The sequence below is a fragment of the Rickettsia endosymbiont of Cardiosporidium cionae genome (assembly GCF_015476335.1).
In the GTDB taxonomy this organism is placed as follows: Bacteria; Pseudomonadota; Alphaproteobacteria; order Rickettsiales; family Rickettsiaceae; genus JADHZC01.
In genome coordinates this window covers 80,841-103,947 of the sequence record NZ_JADAQY010000003.1, presented here as the reverse complement: position 1 = coordinate 103,947, position 23,107 = coordinate 80,841, and the positions used below count along the sequence as shown (strand labels likewise).

The following is a 23,107-nucleotide window of genomic DNA, read 5'->3' as shown; positions in this document are numbered from 1 at the left end:
AAGATTACCATCCTTTCTCTAATTTATTTTTTTTTATCTTGGTCGACTTTGTTAAACACTTCTTCCCAGCTTCCTGTAGTGGATGACTTAGAGTATTCTGTTACCCTGTTTTCAAAGAAATTTGTGTGTTCTACGGAGTTAAGTATTTCATCTAACCATGGCAATGGGTTATGATTCATTAGGTATATCTCTTTCAATCCTAACTGCATTAATCTACAATCTGCGATGTACCTGATATATTGTTTGACATCTCTAGCATTTAGTTTTTCTATTCCTCCAACTTCAAATGCTAAATCTATAAAAGCATCTTCGAAATGTACTATTGTAGTACATGCTTCGTATAATCTACCTCTGAGAGTTTCGGTCCATATTTCAGGATTTTCATGTATAAATGTTTTAAATAAAGTAATAATAGAATTAGTATGTAGAGTTTCATCTCTAACTGACCATGTTATAATTTGTCCCATACCTTTCATTTTATTAAGTCTAGGGAAATTTAGCAATATGGCAAAAGACGCAAATAATTGTAGCCCTTCAGTGAATGCTCCGAACACTGCTAAGGTTGTTGCTATATCTTCTTTTGTTGCTATACCAAATTTTTGCATATAGTCATATTTATCTTTCATTTCTTTATATTTAAGAAAAGCTTGGTATTCAATTTCATCCATTCCTACGGTATCAAGCAAGTGTGAATAGGCCGCAATATGTACTGTTTCTATATTAGAGAATGCAGATAACATCATTTGTACTTCTATTGGCTGAAATACTTGAGAATAATGTTTCATATAGCAATTATTGACTTCTATATCTGCTTGTGTAAAAAATCTAAAAATTTGTGTTAGTAAATGCCGTTCTCCTTCAGATATATTATATTTCCAGTCTTTCACGTCTTCTGCAAGAGGTACCTCCTCTGGCAACCAGTGTATTTTTTGTTGTGTATGCCAAGCTTCATACGCCCAAGGATATGAGAATGGCTTATATATAGGTTTTGCTTTCAGTAGAGACATATAGAACCTTAAAATTAAATTAAATAATAGAGTGATATAGAATTTTATTGATAATTTGGTTAAACATTATTGGCACGAAAGACATTCATCTAATGCATCATTTTGAGAATTATTAGGATTGTGCATTGTATGATTATCCTGTGTTGCTTGTTTAATTTGATTTGGTATTTTATCTGCTCTTTGTATTGAAGTAGATCTTAAGTAATAGAAACTTTTTATACCTTTTTTCCACCCGTTAAAATGTATATCATGAAGATATTGTTTTTCAACATTCCCAAGCAGAAATATGTTAAGAGATTGTGATTGTGATATATATGGTGTACGGTCAGCTGCTAGTTCTATTAACCAATTTTGTTCTATTTCATACGCTGTTTTATATACTAATTTTTCGTGTTCTGATAAAAATGTCAAATGTTGTACTGAGCCTTCATTCATAGCAATTGAGGACCATATTTGATCTGTATCATACCCTTTCTTTTTGAGAAGTATCTGTAAATTTTTATTCTTTATAGGGAATGAACCTGTCAGATTTTTTTGTACAAAGCTATTAGCTGCGTAGGGTTCAATACCTGGAGAGGTATTATTGCATATTGTTGATATAGAAGCCGTAGGTGCTATAGCCGTTTTATTGCTAAATCTATCTTGCGCTCCTGCTTCTTTTGCATCAGGGCATGCACCTCTTTCTTTACCTAGTAATATGGAGGCTTTATTTGTTTCACTATGAATAAATGAAAAAATTTTTTGATTCCATATTTTTGCCATAACAGATTCTATAGGTATGTTTTGTGATTGTAATAAAGAATGTAGACCCATTACTCCAAGCCCGATACTTCGTTCTCGCATAGCTGAATATTTTGCTTTATGCATAGTATCAGGTGCATTTTGTATAAAATCTTCAATTACATTATCTAAGAATCTCATAATGTCTATAATGAAATTTTTATTATTTTTCCATAGCTCGTAATGTTCAAGATTAAGAGATGATAAACAGCAAACAGCTGTTCTTTCGTTACCTAAGTGATCAGTACCAGTAGGTAATGTTATTTCACTACATAAATTTGAAGTTTTAACTTTGAGTCCTAATTTTTTGTGATGCTCTGGTATATTACGATTTACGCTATCTGTGAATAATATATATGGTTCACCTGTTTCTATCCTTGCTGTAAGTAGTCTTATCCATATATCCCTAGCCTTGACAGTTTCTACTATTTCTTCATTTAGCGGGCTAATTAAATTCCAATCTTCATTATTTTCTACTGCTAACATAAAATCATCTGTGATCACTACAGAGTGATGAATATTTAACGCTCTACGGTTTGTATCGCCACCGGTAGGTCTACGAATTTCGATAAATTCTGCAATTTCTGGATGATGTATTGGTAAATATATTGCAGCACTACCTCTCCTTAAAGATCCTTGTGAAATAGCTAAAGTCATGGAGTCTTGTACTTTAATAAATGGTATAATACCAGATGTTTTACCGTTTTTTCCTACTATTTCATTTATAGAACGTATATTACCCCAATAGCTACCTATACCTCCTCCTTTAGAAGCAAGCCAAACGTTTTCTGTCCATAAATTGAGTATTCCTTCTAGACTATCATTGGTTTCATTTATAAAACATGATATAGGCAACCCTCTTTTAGTACCTCCGTTGCTTAATATAGGAGTGGCAGGCATAACCCACAGATTACTAATATATTCGTATAGGCGTTGGGCATGTTCTTGGCTATCTGCGTAGTGAGTTGCGACTCTTGCGAACAGATCTTGGTAATCTTCCCCTAATAAAAGATATCTATCTTTTAGGATTGCTTTCCCCATATCGCTCAATAAGTCGTTACGATTAGGATCAATATTTACTTCATATTTATTATTTGACATTAGCATTTGATAATTTAAAAATTATTGTATTTTACTAATACACACCGGCGTCAGCCATTTGTTATTTAACACTGCTATGCAAACTAAATATGTGTATCACATATTTCAATTGTAATTGATATAATATTAATATCAACAACAAAAACTATAAATGTAGTATGTTTTTTTCGAACATATACTATATATTGATTTATAGATGTTAGTCATTACTTCGATTATTGATTTATTTTATTGGAAGAATTTAAATTAATAACTTACATTATATATCGACATTTCCCTTCTTTATCAAGCTAGAAAAAAGTTAACTATCTTATGAATTTTTATATCCGTAGTAAAATTTCTCTTTAGTATTATACTATATCTCATAAACTTGCTATGCAATATAGTTTCATTAAATTTATGTATTTAATAATTTTCTTTTAATAGTCTAATTTAAGTAGAATTTAAATTCTATATTTAGTGATATTAACTAGACTACTGCCTTCAGGGTAGTTAGATCTTATTATTGAACTAATTTTTAATTTATATTATTTTTTTAATATCTTTTTATATATAATTGACCATGAGGTAATATCAGTGTGTATAACAAGTTGTTAGTAGTATAAAGCAAGCTGTAATAATTTTATTATGCTATCTGGTGGTTAGGAGTGAAAAAAGTGATCTTATAGTTTATTGGTGAGATGTTATCTGATTTACAAAACGAATTTTATAAAAATCTTACCTCGTTGATAAGGGATGATTTTAGTGTGGTAAAGAATATAGGTCTAGCAGTTTCATCTGGCCCTGATTCAACTGCAATGATGATATTAATACATGATATAATTAATATATACAAAATTGATATTGATATCACTGTATTCATTGTAGATCATAATTTAAGAAGTGGTACTATAGAAGAAGTGGAGTATATTAAAGATTTATCTGATCAATTGAATTTTAGTTTTTATAGTATGCAGTGGAATTGTTATGGGAAATATTCTAACTTGCAGGCAAGGGCTAGGCTTGGAAGATATGATCTCATTACATCAGAATGTAATAAACTGAATATAAGAGAATTGTTAACAGGACATCATCAGGATGACATAATAGAAAATTTTTTAATCAGGAAATTACGTAAAAGCAGTGTATTGGGATTAAGTACGCATTATATAAATTTTTACAATAATGTTAGGATATTGCGTCCTATGTTTAGTTTTAATAAATCTGAATTAGTGCAGTATCTTTTAGAGAAACATGTACATTTCTTTACAGATGCTTCTAACTACTCTATGCGGTTTCAAAGAAACAGAATCAGGCATTCTATTGATAAACATACTACTAGTCATGCTATCAAAAGTAAAATTTTAGATGAAATTTCATGTGTAAATACTAAAGCAAATATTTTAAATAATCTTTTAATAGAAGCTGTAGCTGAAACTGTTAAAATAAATAATTTGGGATTTGCCATTGTTAATTTTGATAAATTAAGGCAATATCACCATGATATTATAACTCAAACTATGATTTATATAGTCTCTACCATTAGCCGCAAAAAGACCTCACCTAGGTATAGAAATATCAAAAATATTATCGAGCAAATTTTTAATACTAAAGTAAATATAGTGTATAAAACATTGCATGGTTGTATTATTAAAAAAGAATATCAAAAAATCTTGATATATAAAGAACAATCAGATATAAATTGTCCTGAGATGAAGCTTAATGATTTATTTGTGAATAATCAGATTATTTGGGATAGGAGTTTTTTATTGTCTTATAGTGCAAATGTTGAACATCAGATATTAGATCAGTTATGTGTTGGTATCCTTTTGCATGAGGAGTATTTAAGAGTTAAGGATAATGTTGATTTCAAAAAAATTGTATCTTTTAACTATAAGGATTTTAGATCTATTTTATTTACTATCCCTGTCATAAGAGATTCCAGCAAAAATATTATTATTCCACATATTAATTATTGTGATATTAGTTGGGAGAAAGGGTGTTTTGATATCACTTTTCAACCTAATTTTATTTTTCGGTTTACACATTTTTTAGGTATATAGCATAATGAATAATCAGGGTAAGCAAGTTCTAGTTTGGATAATGATCTTTGTGTTATTGGTCGTGGTATTTAATGCATTTAATTGGGATGGATTTGGTACTAGTAGTAAAAGATTAGCGTTTTCAGATTTTTTGAATAAGGTACACACAAAAGAAGTTAATTCTGTTCAAATTACAGGAAGGAACATAGAAGGTTTATTATCTAATGGTACGGCCTTTAGTACTTATGCAGGCGAATACACCAACTTAGTTGATGTATTAAATAAAAATGGAATATTTTTTGATATAGTACCTCCTGATACTAAAATACATTCCATATTTAATATATTTGTTTCATGGTTCCCTATGTTGCTTCTGATAGGGGTTTGGGTGTTTTTTATGAGACAGATCCAAGGAGGTAGTAAAGGTATGGGATTTGGCAAATCTAAAGCTAAGTTGATGTCAGATAAAGGGCCTAAGGTAACTTTTGTTGATGTTGCAGGTATTGATGAAGCCAAAGAAGAATTAGGAGAAATAGTAGATTTTTTACGTAATCCGAGTAAATTTCAGAAATTAGGAGGTAAAATTCCGAAAGGTTGTTTGTTGATTGGACCTCCAGGGACTGGTAAAACTTTATTAGCCAAAGCTATCGCGGGAGAGGCAAATGTTCCTTTTTTTAGTATCTCTGGTTCGGATTTTGTAGAGATGTTTGTTGGAGTAGGGGCTAGCAGAGTAAGGGATATGTTTGAACAAGGTAAAAAAAATGCTCCGTGTATAATATTTATAGATGAAATAGATGCAGTTGGTAGGCATAGAGGTATAGGCTTAGGAGGTGGTAATGATGAAAGAGAGCAAACTTTAAACCAATTATTAGTAGAAATGGATGGGTTTGAATCTAATGAAGGAGTAATAATTATCGCAGCAACTAATAGGCCTGACGTGCTTGACCCTGCACTTTTAAGGCCTGGAAGATTTGATAGGCAAATTACTATATCTAACCCTGATATCAATGGGCGTGAACAAATACTTAAAGTGCATTTGAAAAAAATTAAGTATTCTGATGAAGTGGATCCTAGAATAATAGCAAGAGGGACTCCTGGTTTTTCAGGTGCAGATTTACAAAATATTATAAATGAAGCTGCACTTTTGGCTGCAAGATATGGTAAAAAAATAGTAGAAATGAGTGAAATGGAAGAAGCAAAAGATAAGGTCTTAATGGGGGTGGAAAGGAAGTCTATGGCTATATCTGATAATGAAAAAAAATTAACTGCATATCATGAAGGGGGGCATGCACTTGTAGGGCTTTATTGTAAAGCTTCAGACCCTATTCATAAAGCTACTATTATACCTAGAGGGAGGGCTCTTGGTATGGTAATGCGCTTGCCTGAAAATGATAGATTTTCTGTATCTTTCGAAAAAATGCAAGCAGATATTACGGTTGCGATGGCTGGTAGAGTAGCAGAAGAGATAATTTTTGGTACAGCAAAAGTTACCTCTGGTGCGTCTTCAGATATAAAAATGGCTACAAAAATTGCATATTCTATGGTAGCTGAATGGGGGTTTAGTGATAAAATAGGCCCTGTATTTCATGGAAGAGATAATGAGGATATGTATTCAGGAGGAGGAACATCAAAGAATCAGACCTCTAATCATACTGCAGAAGTAATTGATCGTGAAGTTAAAAATATTCTGGATAGCTGTTATTGCGTCGCTAAAGATATATTAACTGAAAATATAGCACAATTGCATGAGTTATCAGATGCATTGATAACTCATGAAACATTGTCTGGTAAACAGATTAAGCATATATTACTTGGTAATGATTTAAATACTGATGCCAATCCTGAATTTCCTAAATCCTTTGTGAATTTTGATGTAAAGTATAATGCTAAAGACAGTTCAATTATTTTTAGTGATACTGTTATTATAAATGAGCAGAAAAATAATCAGGCTTCAAATAAAAAATCACTTGCTAATAATAAAAATACTAAAAATCAATCTACTATAGAGCCTAATAAGAAAAAACTGAAGAGTATAGTAAAGAAGAAAATCAAGAATCAGCCCGATAATTAGTATATGCTGGATATTTCATAACTTATTTTTTTGTGAATTTGTATTTTTTTATGATATATTTTTATTATCATTTTTAGTACAATGATTATTTAATAGCAGTATTTTTTTATCTCTAACATGGGCTAGCTTTTATCGTTATTAATTTTGTTGTATTTATAGGCAGTTAGATGTATCAGTCATATAGCGCGCGTAGTTATGCATTAAAGATTTTAGGCTTATCGGATAATATTGATATTAAGGATCAGTATTCTTTACAAATTACAGGATTCATAAAATTTTTAGACAATTATCCTATATTATTTAAACTGCTGAATTCTCCAGTTATATATTACTTACATAAGGTGAAAACTGTAGATCTTGTGTGTGAAGAAGTGGGTGTACATCATCAGCTACGAAATTACTTATTATTTCTAGTTAAAAATAGATCTCTAAATTTACTTTCTTCAATTATTGAAGAGTATAACTCTATTTTACTAGAAATGAAGAATATTAAATTGATAAATATTAGGTCTGTAGTTGAGTTAGATCAAGTAAGTATAGACATAATTAAGAATTTATTGGAGAATAAACTCAATAAACAATTGATATTTAATGTAACTATAGATTCTTCATTACTAGGAGGTATGGTAATACAGTACGATAATTTTGTAATAAATTATTCTATAATTTCTATGTTGGATAAAATAGCTATGTCATTCCTAGAAGTACAAAAAAATATGTTGTTTATTTGAGTGTGGTTTTAGTGTAGGCACATAAAATGTGATTACTCTAATTATATTATTATAAAAAATATAGAACAATGAATCTAAATTACCAAAAATTACCAGAAGAATTAGGTAAAATAGTTGCTGATGTTAGCAATTTTATAGATATAAGTGAAGTTGGTTATATCACTAAGGTAGGTGATGGAGTAGCGAAAGTACATGGGTTAGATAATGCCCAAATAGGAGAGAAAGTAATATTGGGAGATCAAGTATACGGTATGATTATCAATCTTGAATTAGATTCTGTAGGGATTATTATTGTTGGAGATGAAAGCAAAGTAAGACAAGGGGCTCAGGTAAAGCGCTGTAAAGTACCATTTCAGACTGCAGTTGGAAAGAAATTGCTTGGTAGGGTGGTAGATGCATTTGGAAATCCTGTAGATGATAAGTCTGAGATAAAAAAATCTGAATATAGGAATATAGAAGCTTTTGCTCCTTCTATTATATCAAGACAGTCGGTGTACCAGCCAATGCAGACAGGTATTAAAGTGATTGATGCCCTTATACCGATAGGTCTTGGACAAAGAGAGCTTATTATAGGTGATAGGCAAACAGGTAAAACATCCATCGCTATAGATAGTATTATTAATCAAAAAAGATATCATGATCACAATAGTGATGCTAAGTTGTTTTGTGTTTATGTTGCTATTGGTCAAAAAAGTTCTACTATTGCAGGTATTCACCAGAAATTATTGGATGCGGGAGCTATGGATTATACTACTATAGTTTCTGTAACAGCTTCTGACCCTGTAGCTATGCAATTTCTTGCTCCTTATGCTGGGTGTAGTATAGGAGAATATTTTAGAGATAATGGACAACATGCTCTTGTGATATATGATGACTTAAGCAAACATGCAGTGGCATATAGGCAGATTTCTCTTTTATTGAGAAGACCTCCTGGTAGGGAAGCGTATCCTGGTGATATATTTTATTTACATTCTAGGCTGTTAGAGAGGTCAGCCAAACTATCTGAGAATTTTGGAGGAGGATCTTTAACAGCATTACCAATTGTTGAAACCCAGGCCGGAGATGTCTCTTCTTATATACCTACTAATATAATCTCTATAACAGATGGTCAGATTTTTTTAGAAAGTGAATTATTTCATAGAGGTATTAGACCTGCGGTTAATGTTGGGTTATCTGTAAGTAGAGTTGGTTCTGCCGCTCAGGTGTATGCTATCAAACAGTTATCTGGATCTATGAAGTTAGATTTAGCTCAGTTTAGAGAATTAGAAAATTTCGTACAATTTAGTAGCAGTCTAGATCAATCAGCAAAAAATATTATAGAATATGGGTTGAAATTAACTGAATTATTGAAGCAAGAAAATTACCAGCCTATTTCATTATCTGAGCAGGTTATTATCTTGTATTTAGCAAAAAATGGTTATCTTAGAAATATAGAAATGTCTGATATACAGAAATTTATACAAAATTTAATGCATAATATTAGAACGGAAAATTTAGAAATATTGCAATCAATTGAAATAGAGCATAAGTTAAGTGAATTACTAGAAGAGAAAATCATGATAGTTATCAATCGGTTTATAGAGGAAGTATGGTCAACTTCTAAAGTGACTTAGTATATAAATAGGTTATGGCATCTTTAAAGGATATAAAAAATAAAATCAAATCTGTATCTGCTACTCAAAGAATTACTAAAGCAATGGAATTGGTAGCATCTGCTAAGCTAAAAAAAATAGAAAAACTTGCAAAGAAATTTAACAAATCTAATCAGATTTTGTCTGATTTAATATATGGTATTATTCATTCACATGACTATATACCAAATTTTAATGTCATATCTAATAAAATCGATTCTGTTTTTTTTGAGCGTAATTTAATTAATAAAACTCATTTATTAATAATTTTCACTTCAGATAGAGGTTTGTGTGGTAATTTTAATTCAGCTATCATTAATGCTGTACAATCAGATATTGAGCTATTAAAACATCGTAATAAAAAAGTAAAATTAATAATTTTTGGTACTAAGGGTTATGAAGCTCTATGTATGAATTATACTGAAATAATATTGGAGTACCATCCAATTCATGAAAAGAATTTTGAGTTGATAGCAAAATATTTAGCTAATAGAATTAAGTCACTAGTTTTGGAAGGGGTTTCTGGGCCATGTGATTTTTATTATTATCAGTTTATAAATGTATTAAAACAAAAAATTGTTAAAAAATCTATATTTCCTGTTAGAACAGATAATCAATTATCTAGTCAAAATGTTATGGACTATAGATATAACACGACAGAGTATGAAGGGGATGATTTGTTAGGGGCTCTTGTATATTTATATTTATTATCAGAGTCATATTACGGATTATTAGAAAATATTGCTAGTGAAGAAGCAATGAGAAGGGTAACTATGGAAAATGCTAGTACTAACGCTAGAGAGTTAATAAAAGATTTTACTTTAGAGCTAAACAGAAAAAGGCAATATTTGATTACAAAAGAATTAATAGAGGTAGTATCTGGATTTGAATCTTTATAGATTAATCCCTTAATTTATAGAAAATGATTAAATTTAAATAGGATAAAATGTTATGTATGATAGTGCTCAAAAAGCTGTAATAGGTAAAATAGTTCAAGTGATTTCTGCTGTAGTTGATGTGAAGTTTGAAGAAGGTGTTAGTCTACCTAATATCTTAAATGCCTTAGTGTGTGATAATGCTGGACATAAACTTGTTTTAGAAGTTTCACAACATATTGGAGAGAATATTGTGAAGTGTATTGCAATGGGTTCTACTAACGGCCTCTCTAGAGGACTAGAGGTAATAGATACTGGGTATCCTATACGAGTGCCTGTAGGGAATAAAACATTGGGCAGGATTATTAATGTTGTAGGAGAACCGATTGATAATAAAGGCACACTTGATACTGAAGAATATTCCTCTATTCACAAAGCAGCTCCTAAATTTATAGAACAATCTACAGAAAAAGTCATTTTATCTACTGGAATTAAAGTCATAGATTTGATAGCACCTTATTCTAAAGGTGGTAAAATTGGGCTATTTGGAGGTGCGGGTGTAGGTAAAACTGTATTAATAATGGAGTTAATCAATAATATAGCAAAGGCATATGGAGGTCTTACTACTTTTGCAGGAGTAGGAGAAAGAGTAAGAGAAGGTAATGATTTATATCATGAGATGATACAGTCTGGTGTAATTGATATTAATAATTTAGAAAACTCAAAAGTATCGTTAGTTTTTGGTCAGATGGATGAATCCCCAGGAGCAAGGGCCAGAGTAGCTCTTACTGCTTTAACTATTGCAGAATATTTTAGGGATATCGGTGATGGACAAGATATATTATTCTTTATTGATAATATCTTTAGATTTGTTCAGGCTGGATCAGAAATTTCAACATTGCTGGGTAGAATTCCTTCAGCTGTAGGTTATCAGCCAACATTGGCCTACGATATGGGCATATTACAGGAACGTATCACTTCTACTAAAAAGGGTTCTATCACTTCTATTCAAGCGATATATGTGCCTGCTGATGACTTGACAGACCCTGCACCCGCGACTTCTTTTTCTCATTTGGATTCTACAACAGTATTATCTCGTAAAATCTCTGAATCTGGTATATATCCGGCAGTAGATCCTTTAGAAAGTAGTTCGCAGATACTTGAATCTCATATAGTAGGGGAGTTACATTATAATGTCGCTAGGGATGTACAAAAAATATTACAGTCTTATAAATCTTTACAAGAAATTATAGCTATTTTAGGTATAGATGAGTTATCTAAGGAAGATCAGTTGATTGTTAGTAGAGCTCGTAAAATTCAGAAGTTCTTTTCTCAGCCACTGAGTGTTGCAGAGGTATTTACTGGGTATCATGGCAAATTTGTACAACTTGAAGATACCATAAAAGGGTTTCAGTCGATAGTTTCAGGAGGGTGTGATCATATACCCGAAGCCGCGTTTTATATGGTAGGTTCAATGGAGGATGTGATAGCAAAACATGAGAAATTAAAGATTGTAGATATTCATTAATGCTATCATTGTTTTATTGTTAGTTAGTGATGAATTGAGTCAATATTCTCTTCTCGTTTTATTTGATTGTATGTTACTGAAACTAATAACTATATTGTAATAATTTCCAGTAATTCACAAATCACTTATTGTGCTGGATAGTATTAAATGATCTTATAACTCAATTAATAATTTTACTGGAATACTATTTTTTTACTTTCATCCATTTCTATTGGCTAGAATTATTCAACCTTGACTAGTAGTTTTTTCTTTTTACCGCATGATACTTCTATTTTACCATCTTGCAAATTACAATTATTAATTATATAGGTTTCATCTGTAATAATTTTATTATTAATTTTAATTGCTTTACTTCGTATCAATTTTCTAGATTCATTACTAGAAATAGTATATCCTATAGCTTTAATTAATTTATGGATAACAATACCATCACATATAATTTTTTTTTCTAATTTTATAGTTGGTAAATCATCATCCATTAATTTCTTTTCAAATATATTTATAGATGTTTTGAGTGCTTTATCTGCTAAGTCTTTACCGTGGCATAATTTTGTAGCTTGGTATGCTATTTTTTGTTTTACTAGATTAATATTATTTATTGCAATATTTTTTATTTCTTCTATTTCTGAATCTGAAAATTCACAATAGAATTGTGCAAATTTCATTGCATCATTATCATCAATATTTCTCCAATATTGATAATAATCGTAGGGGGTGCACATATTTTTATTTAACCAGATAGCTCCATTAATAGATTTGCCCATTTTCTGGCCGGCAGCATTTGTAACTAATGGAGTAGTTAAAGCTTGTGCTGTATTTTTGTAAGTTTTTTTTATTAGCTCTATTCCAGCGATTATATTGCCCCATTGATCACTGCCTCCTATTTGTAGTTCACAGTTATATATTTTATTTAAATAATAAAAGTCATAAGCTTGTAATATCATGTAGTTAAATTCAAGAAAAGTTAAGGCTTGTGTGTTGTTGAGCCTAGATTGCACATAATCTGTGTTAAGCATTCTATTGATAGAAATCACTCTCCCGAATTCTCGTAGAAAATCAAGATATTTTATGCTATCCAACCAATATTTATTACTTACTATTATTGCTTTATTGTTTTTATCCTCAAAATCAATGAATTTTGATAATGAATGTTTGATACCTACAATATTTTGTTCAATTTCTTGATCATTTAACATTTTTCGTGTTTCAGTTTTACCTGTAGGATCTCCTATTTTGGTAGTAGCTTCGCCTATCAGTATAATAGGTGTATGTCCATATTTTTGTAGAGCTCTTACAAGCATTATTTGCATTAAATTGCCTATATGTAAGGATGGGGCAGTACAGTCGAATCCAACATAAAATGTGATTTTATTTTTATTGAGTCTTTCTCTCAGGATTTTTTGCTCTGTAGATTGATAAATATATCCTTTATTTTTGATGTATTCAAAACATTCCATAATAATTGGTATTTTTGTTAATCTAATTTGCTATTTGTTTTGTATTTCAGGTTTAATAATTTGATATAGTCATTAGCGCTACATATTTTATGCGTTACATGCTTTTGTTTATTCTTTGTTTCTTGTGTAATACCAGTTTTTTTAAGGAATGTATTTGTTGCATTTGGTAAGTATTTTACATGTACTTTTGATATCCCTTGTTTATGAAATCCTAATATCATAGCAGCCTTTTCTGATACATCTATTATTCTGTTTTTTGCATATGGTCCCCTATCATTTACCATAAGTATTATGGATCTATTATTTTCTAAATTTGTAACTTTTACTATTGAAGGCATAGGCAATGTAGTATGTGCTGCTGTCAAAAGTTTTTTATTAAATATGTCTCCGTTAGCAGTTTTATTGCCGTTTTCTTTATCTCCATACCAAGAGGCATAACCCGTTTGCTGCCAATTGCTGTATAATTTTGGTTTATATGTTTTATTTTTAATTCTGTATTGCTTTCCTATTTTATAATAACCTTTATATGTTATATGATATTGATCATCACCTAAAAATTTACTGTAAGCCTCTTTTTGTATAAATGAATCTTTATTGCTGCAAGAGATTAGTAATATTACTATTAGATAACTTATAAATTTCATTCTGTTTTGATTATATTGAGTTGATATTATGCATGTGATCTAAATAAAGGTTTTACATTATTATCGCATTATACTAATATTTTACTATAGTTAAAGTGTCAATTACTTTGATTTAAGTCTTGTGTATGATTTATCACTTTTTTTACAGAGTATATTTTTGAAGCGATGCTAAGTAATTCATTTAATTCTTCTTCAGATCTTTTAATACCCATGATGTATACTATACTGTTATTAGTAATTATTGAGTAATTTACTACTGAAATTTTTTTATTCAGTATAGCTCTCGATAAAATTTGTGATGTGACAAAACTATCTTTAGTATATTGCTCTAATTTTAGTTTATTACCAGACTTAGTAATTTGTAGTTCATTAATTACTTTTTTTACTCCTTTAATATTCCATATAATTTTCAGTGCTTTTACGATTTCTTCATTATTTGATACAGAACCTATACATACCACTACTCCACGGGATACCTGTACTTTGATTTTTGAATATAAATTTGTATAGCGATTTTGGATAAATGCCATTTTGATCTTGGATTCAATGTATATATCGCCGACTGATTCTTTGCAGCTAGTATCTTTTTTCATTACTACTCCTGTAGCTATTGCCCCCCCTATTATAAGTGGAGTGCAAGATATACATAAAAATGGTAAAATTAAAGTACATACTATAGCAATAATCTTCATAAATTTAATTTATATAGGATAGTTAAAATTTTTTAGATATTTCTATAACAATAACATTTACCTGTGACATTTCTATTCTATAATATCGTGATGCTCAACGTTGATTCATATTTTTGTGATTTGTTGTATCTAATTTTATATAAATACATCACGACGTCCCATCATTTGTTATAGTATGTGATAAGATATAGTTGTATGATTAACTAATTCAGATTTAATTACTAATTCATTATAGTATTAATATTAGAATAGTGTTATATTCATAGTTATTAAGATATTAGCACAATATTGTATTGGTAAAATCTTTATAGCAACAACGACTGCTATTATAGATATTTGATAGTGCTTTATCAAGTAATTTTGTATAAGACTGATTAGTTTAGAATTTAAGGTTTAGTTTAAGGTTGTAGATGTTAGAATTGAGTATGAGTCCAAAAATTTGGTTAATTATTGGAGTAATATTTATTATTTTAGAATTTTTTGTTATACAGTCTGTAGGGTTGTTGTTTTTAGGATTTGGATCACTTTCTATTGCAATTATATCTGAATATTTTTCTATATGTTATATTTACCAAATAGTTATTTTTTCTATTCTATCATTAGTTTGGTTAATTATTTTATTACCAATAATAGTAAAACAAACTCGTAAAACTAAGTATGATGATATGATTGGTAAGGAGGTACTAGTATATGGTAACCCAATTAAATGTGGAATATTAGGAGAAGTTCAGTGGTCAGGGGTTGTGATGAATGCTAAATTAATAGATCCAGATTGTATTGCAATTCCTGGTGATAAATTATTTATTCTCAGGGTAGAAGGTAATATATTGATATGTTCCAGATTTAATAAAATGAATATCAATACAGAATAACTCCAGTGCACGCGAGATATGTATCAAAGACACCGGTAATACAGTAAGAAAGATATTGAAATCAATCTATTAACTGAGGTTTTACTACAGTGGCTGTATACACCTAAGCTTCCATTAGTTAGTTGTTACTTGGTTTATTTTTTTGTTCAATGTCTAATTTTTTTGAAATAGCAGCGTCTTTATTTATTAGTTTATCCAGCTCAGATTGAGTACACAAACCTAATATTACTGGATCGCGAGCACGAATATTTTGTATATTCCAATGTTCATTCTTTCTAATAGACATAATCATATTTTTAGTTGTACCTATCAATTTTACTATCTCTACATCTGTAATTTCCAGAAGATTTTTTATTAGCCAGTAAATGGCATCTGGTTTATCTTGTCTTCTTGCTACAGGAGTATATCTATATTTTCTACCTTGTGCTTTAGATGTTTTGTCAAAATATTCATTTTCTTTATGCTGTAGCTCCCTACTAGGGTCTTTAGTGCATTTGTTTATTTCTTCTTCTGTTAATTGCCCTAATTCAATAGGGTTAATCCCCACGATACCGGAGTATAGCTCCCCATCTGCCATAGATCTAATTTCTAATTCATGCATTTTACAAAAATTTGCAATTTGTTTAAAACTAAGGCCGGTGTTTTCTAACATCCACATCGCTGTGGCCTTAGGCATTAACGGAAAACGTTCATTTATCATATTACACTAAAATATTTATTTTATTTCAATTCAATAATAATATATTACACCAAATTATTCAATAGTAGTGTGATACAAAATTATTAGCTAGTTGATTATTCAACAATATTTTGTCCCTAAATTTGGAATGGAGATACACCATAATGTTTTATCCATCTTATATCACCATTAAAGAATTCGCGTAAATCATCTATATTATATTTGATCATTGTTATGCGTTCTAATCCCATACCAAAGGCAAAACCTCTGTATTGCAAAGGGTTAACATTAACATTTTTTAATACAGTAGTATGTATCATACCGCAACCTAAAATTTCTAACCATTCTTCAGATTTGTTGATTTTAATATCAATTTCTGCAGATGGTTCTGTAAATGGAAAAAAACTAGGTCTCAATCTGATATCAATATCATTCTTATTAAAGAAGTATTTAATGAATTCTAACATCAGATTTTTTAGATGTCCCATATTAATGTTAGAGTCAACTACTACTCCTTCTATTTGATGAAACATAGGAGTATGGGTTTTATCTGAGTCTGCCCTATAAGTCTTGCCTATTGAGATAAATCTATATGGTGGATCAGATTGTTCCATGGTGCGTATTTGTACAGGTGAGGTATGTGTCCTTAAAAGTTTTGCCTTGTCACTATTAATATCAGATGTATTTAAATAAAAGCTATCATGAGTTTGGCGAGCAGGGTGAGTATCTGACATATTAAGCGCAGAAAAATTGTACCAGTTATTTTCTATATTTGGTCCATCTTTTAATACAAAACCATTTTGCTGAAAAAAAACTGATACTTCTTCCATGGTTTTAGTCAGGGGGTGTAGATTACCTATGTTATATTCTTTTTCTGGTATTGTTAAATCTAATTTTTGTTTCGATAATGTTTCAGACAATTTTTCTCGTTCAAGTATTTCTCTACGTTCTAGTATCAATTTCTCTATTTCGATTTTAATATCATTTAATTTTTTGCCCTGTGTTTTACGTACTAACTCATCCATAGAAGATAGCTTCTTCATTTCACCTGCTAATTGACCATTTTTACCTAATAAATCTGATTTTAACTTACCTAGGTCAGACTGATTTTTGATCTTTTTAATATTAACCTTAGCTTCAGTAAGTATCTTTTCAATTAATTTCATGATTTGCATGCATATATTGGTAAATTTAATGAATCTAGGTATCAGCTATTTAACAATAGCCATTGGGTCTTTCATTTAGGTAGATTTCTTATTCGTAATGTATTTTCTACAGCTAGGCAATATCAGAGCTAGTATTATAATTTTTATTATACCTGAAAAAATGAATTTAGTTAAACCTAATTCAACTGCACTTTTGAATCCTACAAAAAACGACAATTGTATTACACCACAAATATAGCACAAACTCAGTCCTATAATAGTATATTTTATAAATTGGCTACGGCTATTTATCTCGCTAATACTTCTTAGATATGTAATGCAATAAACACATGCTATAAAACCCCATATATATCCTCCTGTAGGTCCGAATAATGCCCCTATACCTCCATTAAAATTAGTAAATACAGGGAATCCAATAGCTCCTAGAAATGTATAAAGTAATACACTGTACCTTGCTTGAGTTGTATTATAAAGTGAAGAGATAATGATTAGTGCAACTGTTTGCAAAGTTATTGGTATTATCCAAAGCTTGATACTTAACTGGGCTGCAATTGCAAGCAATATTGTGCCTGAAAGGCTTTGTAGTATTTGAGTAGTATTTTTTATTAGATATTTTGTAGGTTTATTGATCATATACTATCTAATATTGACTTTTATTTTTAACGGATTGGGATTATTTTCAAAAAATAGTAACATATCAAATGTATCTTGTGGTTTTAAGTCCCGAGTAACATTTAGTAACATCACATGTAATCCTCCTGGAGTGAACTCTACATCAGAATTTGCAGGGATTATTATTTTATCCATATGGACCATCCTACTTATACCCTTTTCATCTACAAAACTTTTATGCAGTTCTACATCTTGTGATATACTTTCAGAAGTAGCATCCACTATTGTATAATCAAATTGAGTAGGGTTGTGTATTTTAAAATATACAGCAGAATTATTATTAGGTGGTATAGTAATTCTACCCCAGATATCAGTGATTTTCAATAATGAGATATCTAGCAATTGACTTTGTTGAGTTGTATTTTCGCTTTTCTTGTAACTTATATTATCATTTTTGTGTTGCTGATCTTCAAGCATGTTTTGATTAGCTGATGCTATACAACAGTAACTGTTACTGAAAATACTGATCAGAAAAATTACAACTAATTTATACATAATATCTTTACTAATTTTATTTTGTAACTGAACCATTCATTATGACAAGAATCTAGGGGATATTACTCTATATCATAGCAGAATTCAATATTATAATTATATTGTAATAGATGGTTTTTATATCTTAGGTATCTTGTTATCTATAACCCATTGCGTATCTTGTTATTAGTGATTTAATATTTGGTGAAGTGTTAATTATTTTGAATCCTAATTGTCTTAACTTATGTAATATCACAGAATTATTAGTAAATATCTTATTTAGACTGTCTGTTAAATAAAATAAATCAAGATTATCCTGCATGCGATATTTTTGATATAATTCCAGTGTTTCAGTATTTATATCTTGATTATTAATTATATCACCTAATAATTTTATATCTTTTATTCCCTGATTCAAACCCTGCCCTGCAAGTGGATGAATTGTATGAGCCGAATCCCCCACTAGTATTAAGCTTTTGTTGTAATAAGTCTTACTTAAGTATTTTTTTAGAGGAAACTCTTGTATATTGGTAGTAATTTTTATATTCCCTAAAAAAGATCCAAAATTTTTCTGTACAATATATTCTATTTCATGTTTTTCTAGTAACATTAAGCATTTTGCGTACTCTTCCTTTAAACTCCACACTACTGAAGATAGGTGATCTGATACTAATGGTAATATTGCAAACGGCCCTGAAGGCAAAAAATGTTCTATTGCATCGCCCTCATGAGCTATATCGTGTTCTACAACAAATGTTATAGCTGTTTGGTGATAACTTTCATCTAACATAGGAGAGAAATACTGTTTATTTATTTTAGATTCTTTGCTATCGCACAATATTGTAAGGTCAGACCTGATTAGATCATAATGACCACTCTCTGAACTGATGCTGATTACATTTCCTTTGATATCATTGCTGATGCATTTATATTGTGTATCGTATATGATTTGTATATCAATAATATTGTTCTGTATATGATTTAGTAGTGTATTCCTCAGATTTTTGGATTCTATTATATACCCTATAAATTCTTTATTATTATCATTGAAATTTATTATTTCATCAGCTTTATTATCAACTACATAGACATTTTTAATACCTCTAGCATTTATTGTTAGCTCGCCCCAGATACCAATTTCTTCAAACAGCTCTTTACTATAATTTGTTATAGCAAGAGATCTGATATCTTCTTGCAAATAATTTTTAATATATGGTTGTGACTCTAATATTATTACTTTAAATCCTTTTTCTGCTAAATATATAGCAGTTATCATACCGGATATACCACATCCTAATACTGTAATTTGTTTTTTGATGCTCATATCACAAAATATTTAACAGATTTTTAAGATTTATTTAATAAGAAATATTTACCATATGCTATGGCTGTTATCCCTGATAATAGTGTATAAATTAATGCTATATCCACGTAGCTTTGATTCGTTTTGAATGATCCTAAAAAGCAGATTGATAAAGATATTAGATTACTGCCTACATTCAAGAATACAATTTTGCTAAAAATATTTTTACTAAACAATGATTTAAAAAATAATATTACAGAGCATAACACAGATATTACTAAACATATTGTTATCATAAGTTTTACCTGATTCCGATAGATTTAATTTGGTATAGTAGGTACTGTATTAATTATTTTATTTATTCGTTGTTTCATATCTCCTTTCAATAGATCTACTGCTAGTGTTGAATCCAGAGCATGTACCGTGATCATATCATCTGTTGTATTTAAGGTTATAGTGCCAGGAGTTAACGTAATTGAATTTGCATAAATCACTGTACCTACTTCACAATCTTTTATTGCATCTATTTCAATGATTTGAGGGGTTATTTGAATATTTTTTCTCCATGCTAATCTCACTACATAAAGTGCAGATGAGTATATTTCCTTTAGTAACCATAATATATATAATATAGATCTGTAATTAAAGTAGTTGAATTTGGGCAATATTTTAAAATAATTGCTTATAGCATAAGTAATGGCAGACGCTATCAATATTATTGTCCATTGAAACATACCCTTTGAGTATCCCATTAATTCCGATAGAATTATTACAAAACTGATTGCTGATGCTATCTTGATTGCCATAACTGCTTAATTGCTGGTTTTAAATGATATCTATCCGTGATCTTATATCATATAATACAGCTATTCTTTATGCTAGTATTAATTATTAATATGAAATTTTTATCATTTATAGTTTTTTATATTGTAAATATGTATTTTTGTCAATTTTACTTAAATATAATTAGTTCAATATTCTGAGTTCAATATGGTTAAGATATCTAGTTCTATACTCTCAGCTGATTTAGCTAACTTAGAGAAGGAGATAAGATTATTAGAATTATCTGGTACTGATATGATTCATATAGATGTAATGGATGGGCATTTTGTACCGAATTTGACTTTTGGTCCACAGATAATAAAATCTATAAGAAGATACACCAAGCTCGAATTTGACGTACATCTTATGATTACTAATCCGGAAAATTATATAGAAGATTATGTGAGTGCCGGTGCGGATATCATTACAATACATCCGGAGGCGTTGTCAGTAGCACTAATAGATGTTATACAACAAGTGAAAATTCATAAAATTAAATTTGGAGTAGCTATCACTAGTGGTACAGATCTGGGTATAATTTATGATTTAATAGATAAAATTGATATTTGTTTATTCATGACTGTACAACCAGGATTTGCAGGGCAGAATTTTATAGTAGATAATTTGTTCAGAATGAAACAACTAATGCAAAAAATTAAAGGTAATATTCAAAATATTCCGAAAATACAGTTTTCGGTAGATGGAGGTATAAATAATTTCAATGCTCCAATTGCAGTTCAGCATGGTGCTAATATTTTAGTATCTGCTAGTTATATATTTGGAGGAAATTATAAAGAAAGGATTACTAGATTAAAGCAATCTGCTAACCCTGTTCACAATGACTGCTAATTATTGATATCAACTCTTGATATTGAACATTTTTTTGTTGATTATTGCTTAATATCCTTAACGAATAACTATTGGTGTTTTTTTCATTTTCTCCTACAAATATAGCATATTTACATTTCTTTTTATAAGCTTCACTAAGATTATCATTGATATGTGACTTTGTACCTATTAATGCTCTAATGTTTTTAGATCTTAACATTTCTAGCAAAAGTATCGTATGATCAAACGCTTCATTTTCAATACATATCAGGTATGCTATAGGGCAAGTATCTTTAGTAGTGGTATTTAAGCTATTTTCATTGAGTATCATAGCTATTCTTTCTACCCCTCCTGCGAACCCTATGGAGGGTATAGATTTATATCCCATAATTTCTATTAATTTGTCATATCTTCCACCTGCTATAATAGTATTTTGCGTTCCTAGTTTTGTTGTTATAAACTCAAAAATAACATGTGAATAATAGTCAAGCCCCCTTACAAGATATGGATTCACCTTATAGTTAACATCTAATAAATCTAAATATTTTTTGATTTGTTCAAAATAAACTATTTCTTCTTGGTCATAGCATTTTTCAATAGTTGGAGCATTTGCTATTATTTCTTCATCTTGTGGATTTTTAGAATCTAATATCCTGATAGGATTTTTTTTAATTTTATTTTGGCTATACGCAGATAAATCAAAGTAATATTTCATAAAATATTCTTCTAGAATTATCTTATATTTGTCTCTGGCTCCGTTGAATCCTAAAGAATTAATTTCCAGGCTAGTATCACACAATATATTAAGTTTATTCAATATATTTGAAGCTAATTTTATGAGCTCTGCATCGAAATATAAATTATTATATCCTATATGTTCAAAATTTATTTGATGAAATTGCCTGTTCCTACCTGCTTGTGGTCTATCATATCTGAATATTGGCCCTGTGGTAAAATATCTAATAGGAATTTTTTGTAATAATTTATTACTAATAATCGATCTCACAATACCTGCAGTGAATTCAGGTCTGAGGCATATATTTTTACTATTCTTATCTTTAAAATTATATATTTCTTTGCTCACCACGTCTGAAGTAATACCTAAGGTTCTATCAAATACTGCTGTATATTCTAGTATGGGTGTACTGATCTGCTGGTAATTGTACACATTTGCAATAGACAGTGATTCTTTTATTATATAATCGTGAATTGTATACTCTTCAGGTAGTAAATCATACATACCTCTTAAGGGCTGTTTGCTAGAATAGAATTCTGTCATATTACGATAATAACAAATAATTTCTACGATAACTGGTTAAGAGTTACTAATTGTAATGGTATAACTATTGAAATATATCAGCCAATCACTATACAACATATTACTATATTCCAGTTATACTTAAAATTTATCTTTGACTACTCAATTAGTGATATACGTGTTTGCAGCTTCAGGTGAGGTTATACAGCGAATTTTTATTTAAGTCAAATTAAAAGCTTCTAGGTACTGAGTGGTGCTAAAAGTTATCAGCTAGCTATGTGAGCAGTATTGATCCACTTAAGCTGATGAGAATTACAGTTTCGACTATCTATTTCAGATTTTGTTTATATAGCGTTATATTAGCTTTTTATGTAATAAAATACAACTCCAGATCTTATTTAATTAGTACAATGAATTTTTTGTATAAATAAATGCCATTAGATAATAAAAGTACAATTATGATACTTTTAGTGTATAATCAAATATTAAAGGTTA

20 protein-coding genes and 1 pseudogene are annotated in these 23,107 nt (G+C 29.7%); 8 read left to right on the top strand and 13 right to left on the bottom strand.

Annotation, left to right across the window (positions count from 1 at the left end):
- Positions 1-23 precede the first annotated feature (23 nt).
- Both IHI24_RS02795 and IHI24_RS02790 read right to left on the bottom strand, forming a co-directional pair.
- The gene (locus IHI24_RS02795; protein ID WP_194966548.1) at positions 24-1,007 is read right to left on the bottom strand and encodes a ribonucleotide-diphosphate reductase subunit beta; all 984 of its coding nucleotides are present in this window, start codon (positions 1,005-1,007) and stop codon (positions 24-26) included.
- A gap of 66 nt (positions 1,008-1,073) precedes the next feature.
- Positions 1,074-2,888 carry a ribonucleoside-diphosphate reductase subunit alpha gene (locus IHI24_RS02790; protein WP_194966547.1) on the bottom strand — a complete coding sequence of 605 codons (1,815 nt, stop codon included), beginning with the start codon at positions 2,886-2,888 and terminating at the stop codon, positions 1,074-1,076.
- Positions 2,889-3,568: 680 nt separating this feature from the next.
- Here IHI24_RS02790 and tilS point away from each other — a divergent pair.
- The 6 genes and pseudogenes from tilS (at position 3,569) to atpD (ending at position 11,745) form a co-directional block, all read left to right on the top strand.
- Entirely contained in the window at positions 3,569-4,930 is a 1,362-nt protein-coding gene (tilS, locus tag IHI24_RS02785; RefSeq protein ID WP_194966546.1) for a tRNA lysidine(34) synthetase TilS, read from the top strand.
- Between the two features lie 4 nt (positions 4,931-4,934).
- Positions 4,935-6,761: pseudogene (gene ftsH, locus IHI24_RS02780) on the top strand (ATP-dependent zinc metalloprotease FtsH); the annotation flags it as partial.
- 386 nt (positions 6,762-7,147) lie between these two features.
- Positions 7,148-7,711 carry an ATP synthase F1 subunit delta gene (gene atpH / locus IHI24_RS02775; RefSeq protein ID WP_194966544.1) on the top strand — a complete coding sequence of 188 codons (564 nt, stop codon included), beginning with the start codon at positions 7,148-7,150 and terminating at the stop codon, positions 7,709-7,711.
- Between the two features lie 68 nt (positions 7,712-7,779).
- Positions 7,780-9,324 (top strand): F0F1 ATP synthase subunit alpha, encoded by a 1,545-nt coding sequence (atpA, locus tag IHI24_RS02770; protein WP_194966543.1) that lies wholly within the window; start codon positions 7,780-7,782, stop codon positions 9,322-9,324.
- A 14-nt stretch (positions 9,325-9,338) separates the two neighbouring features.
- Positions 9,339-10,241: an ATP synthase F1 subunit gamma gene (gene atpG / locus IHI24_RS02765; RefSeq protein WP_194966542.1), complete on the top strand. Its 903-nt coding sequence runs from the start codon at positions 9,339-9,341 to the stop codon at positions 10,239-10,241.
- A gap of 52 nt (positions 10,242-10,293) precedes the next feature.
- Positions 10,294-11,745: a F0F1 ATP synthase subunit beta gene (gene atpD / locus IHI24_RS02760; protein WP_194966541.1), complete on the top strand. Its 1,452-nt coding sequence runs from the start codon at positions 10,294-10,296 to the stop codon at positions 11,743-11,745.
- 221 nt (positions 11,746-11,966) lie between these two features.
- On the opposite strand, the gene tyrS is transcribed toward atpD, so the two are convergent.
- The 3 genes from tyrS to IHI24_RS02745 all read right to left on the bottom strand — a co-directional run bounded on the left by tyrS (position 11,967) and on the right by IHI24_RS02745 (position 14,538).
- Entirely contained in the window at positions 11,967-13,202 is a 1,236-nt protein-coding gene (tyrS, locus tag IHI24_RS02755; protein ID WP_194966540.1) for a tyrosine--tRNA ligase, read from the bottom strand.
- A gap of 17 nt (positions 13,203-13,219) precedes the next feature.
- Positions 13,220-13,846: a septal ring lytic transglycosylase RlpA family protein gene (locus tag IHI24_RS02750; RefSeq protein ID WP_194966539.1), complete on the bottom strand. Its 627-nt coding sequence runs from the start codon at positions 13,844-13,846 to the stop codon at positions 13,220-13,222.
- 98 nt (positions 13,847-13,944) lie between these two features.
- Positions 13,945-14,538, bottom strand: coding sequence for a BON domain-containing protein (locus tag IHI24_RS02745; protein ID WP_194966538.1), 594 nt, complete (start codon positions 14,536-14,538; stop codon positions 13,945-13,947).
- Positions 14,539-14,948: 410 nt separating this feature from the next.
- Here IHI24_RS02745 and IHI24_RS02740 point away from each other — a divergent pair, with 410 nt between their 5' ends.
- A complete protein-coding gene (locus tag IHI24_RS02740) occupies positions 14,949-15,410 on the top strand; it encodes an NfeD family protein (RefSeq protein WP_194966537.1) in 462 nt (153 codons plus the stop codon).
- 118 nt (positions 15,411-15,528) lie between these two features.
- Here IHI24_RS02740 and IHI24_RS02735 read toward each other — a convergent pair whose 3' ends face one another.
- The 7 genes from IHI24_RS02735 to IHI24_RS02705 all read right to left on the bottom strand — a co-directional run bounded on the left by IHI24_RS02735 (position 15,529) and on the right by IHI24_RS02705 (position 20,510).
- Positions 15,529-16,110, bottom strand: a complete 582-nt coding sequence (locus IHI24_RS02735) for a cell cycle transcriptional regulator TrcR (RefSeq protein WP_194966536.1) — start codon at positions 16,108-16,110, stop codon at positions 15,529-15,531.
- Positions 16,111-16,226: 116 nt separating this feature from the next.
- Positions 16,227-17,255 carry a phenylalanine--tRNA ligase subunit alpha gene (pheS, locus tag IHI24_RS02730; protein WP_194966586.1) on the bottom strand — a complete coding sequence of 343 codons (1,029 nt, stop codon included), beginning with the start codon at positions 17,253-17,255 and terminating at the stop codon, positions 16,227-16,229.
- A gap of 75 nt (positions 17,256-17,330) precedes the next feature.
- Positions 17,331-17,888, bottom strand: a complete 558-nt coding sequence (locus IHI24_RS02725; protein WP_194966535.1) for a biotin transporter BioY — start codon at positions 17,886-17,888, stop codon at positions 17,331-17,333.
- Between the two features lie 3 nt (positions 17,889-17,891).
- On the bottom strand, positions 17,892-18,422 hold the full coding sequence (locus tag IHI24_RS02720; RefSeq protein WP_194966534.1) for a copper chaperone PCu(A)C: 531 nt from the start codon (positions 18,420-18,422) through the stop codon (positions 17,892-17,894).
- Positions 18,423-18,558: 136 nt separating this feature from the next.
- On the bottom strand, positions 18,559-19,725 hold the full coding sequence (locus IHI24_RS02715; protein ID WP_194966533.1) for an FAD-dependent monooxygenase: 1,167 nt from the start codon (positions 19,723-19,725) through the stop codon (positions 18,559-18,561).
- Between the two features lie 23 nt (positions 19,726-19,748).
- Positions 19,749-20,000, bottom strand: a complete 252-nt coding sequence (locus tag IHI24_RS02710; protein ID WP_194966532.1) for a monovalent cation/H+ antiporter complex subunit F — start codon at positions 19,998-20,000, stop codon at positions 19,749-19,751.
- Between the two features lie 24 nt (positions 20,001-20,024).
- Entirely contained in the window at positions 20,025-20,510 is a 486-nt protein-coding gene (locus tag IHI24_RS02705; RefSeq protein WP_194966531.1) for a Na+/H+ antiporter subunit E, read from the bottom strand.
- 184 nt (positions 20,511-20,694) lie between these two features.
- Here IHI24_RS02705 and rpe point away from each other — a divergent pair, with 184 nt between their 5' ends.
- Complete coding sequence (gene rpe, locus IHI24_RS02700) at positions 20,695-21,375, top strand: ribulose-phosphate 3-epimerase (RefSeq protein WP_194966530.1); 681 nt, start codon at positions 20,695-20,697, stop codon at positions 21,373-21,375.
- On the opposite strand, the gene hisS is transcribed toward rpe, so the two are convergent.
- Positions 21,350-22,633, bottom strand: coding sequence for a histidine--tRNA ligase (gene hisS / locus IHI24_RS02695; protein WP_194966529.1), 1,284 nt, complete (start codon positions 22,631-22,633; stop codon positions 21,350-21,352). The two genes, rpe and hisS, sit on opposite strands and share 26 nt — an antisense overlap.
- Between the last annotated feature and the right edge of the window lie 474 nt (positions 22,634-23,107).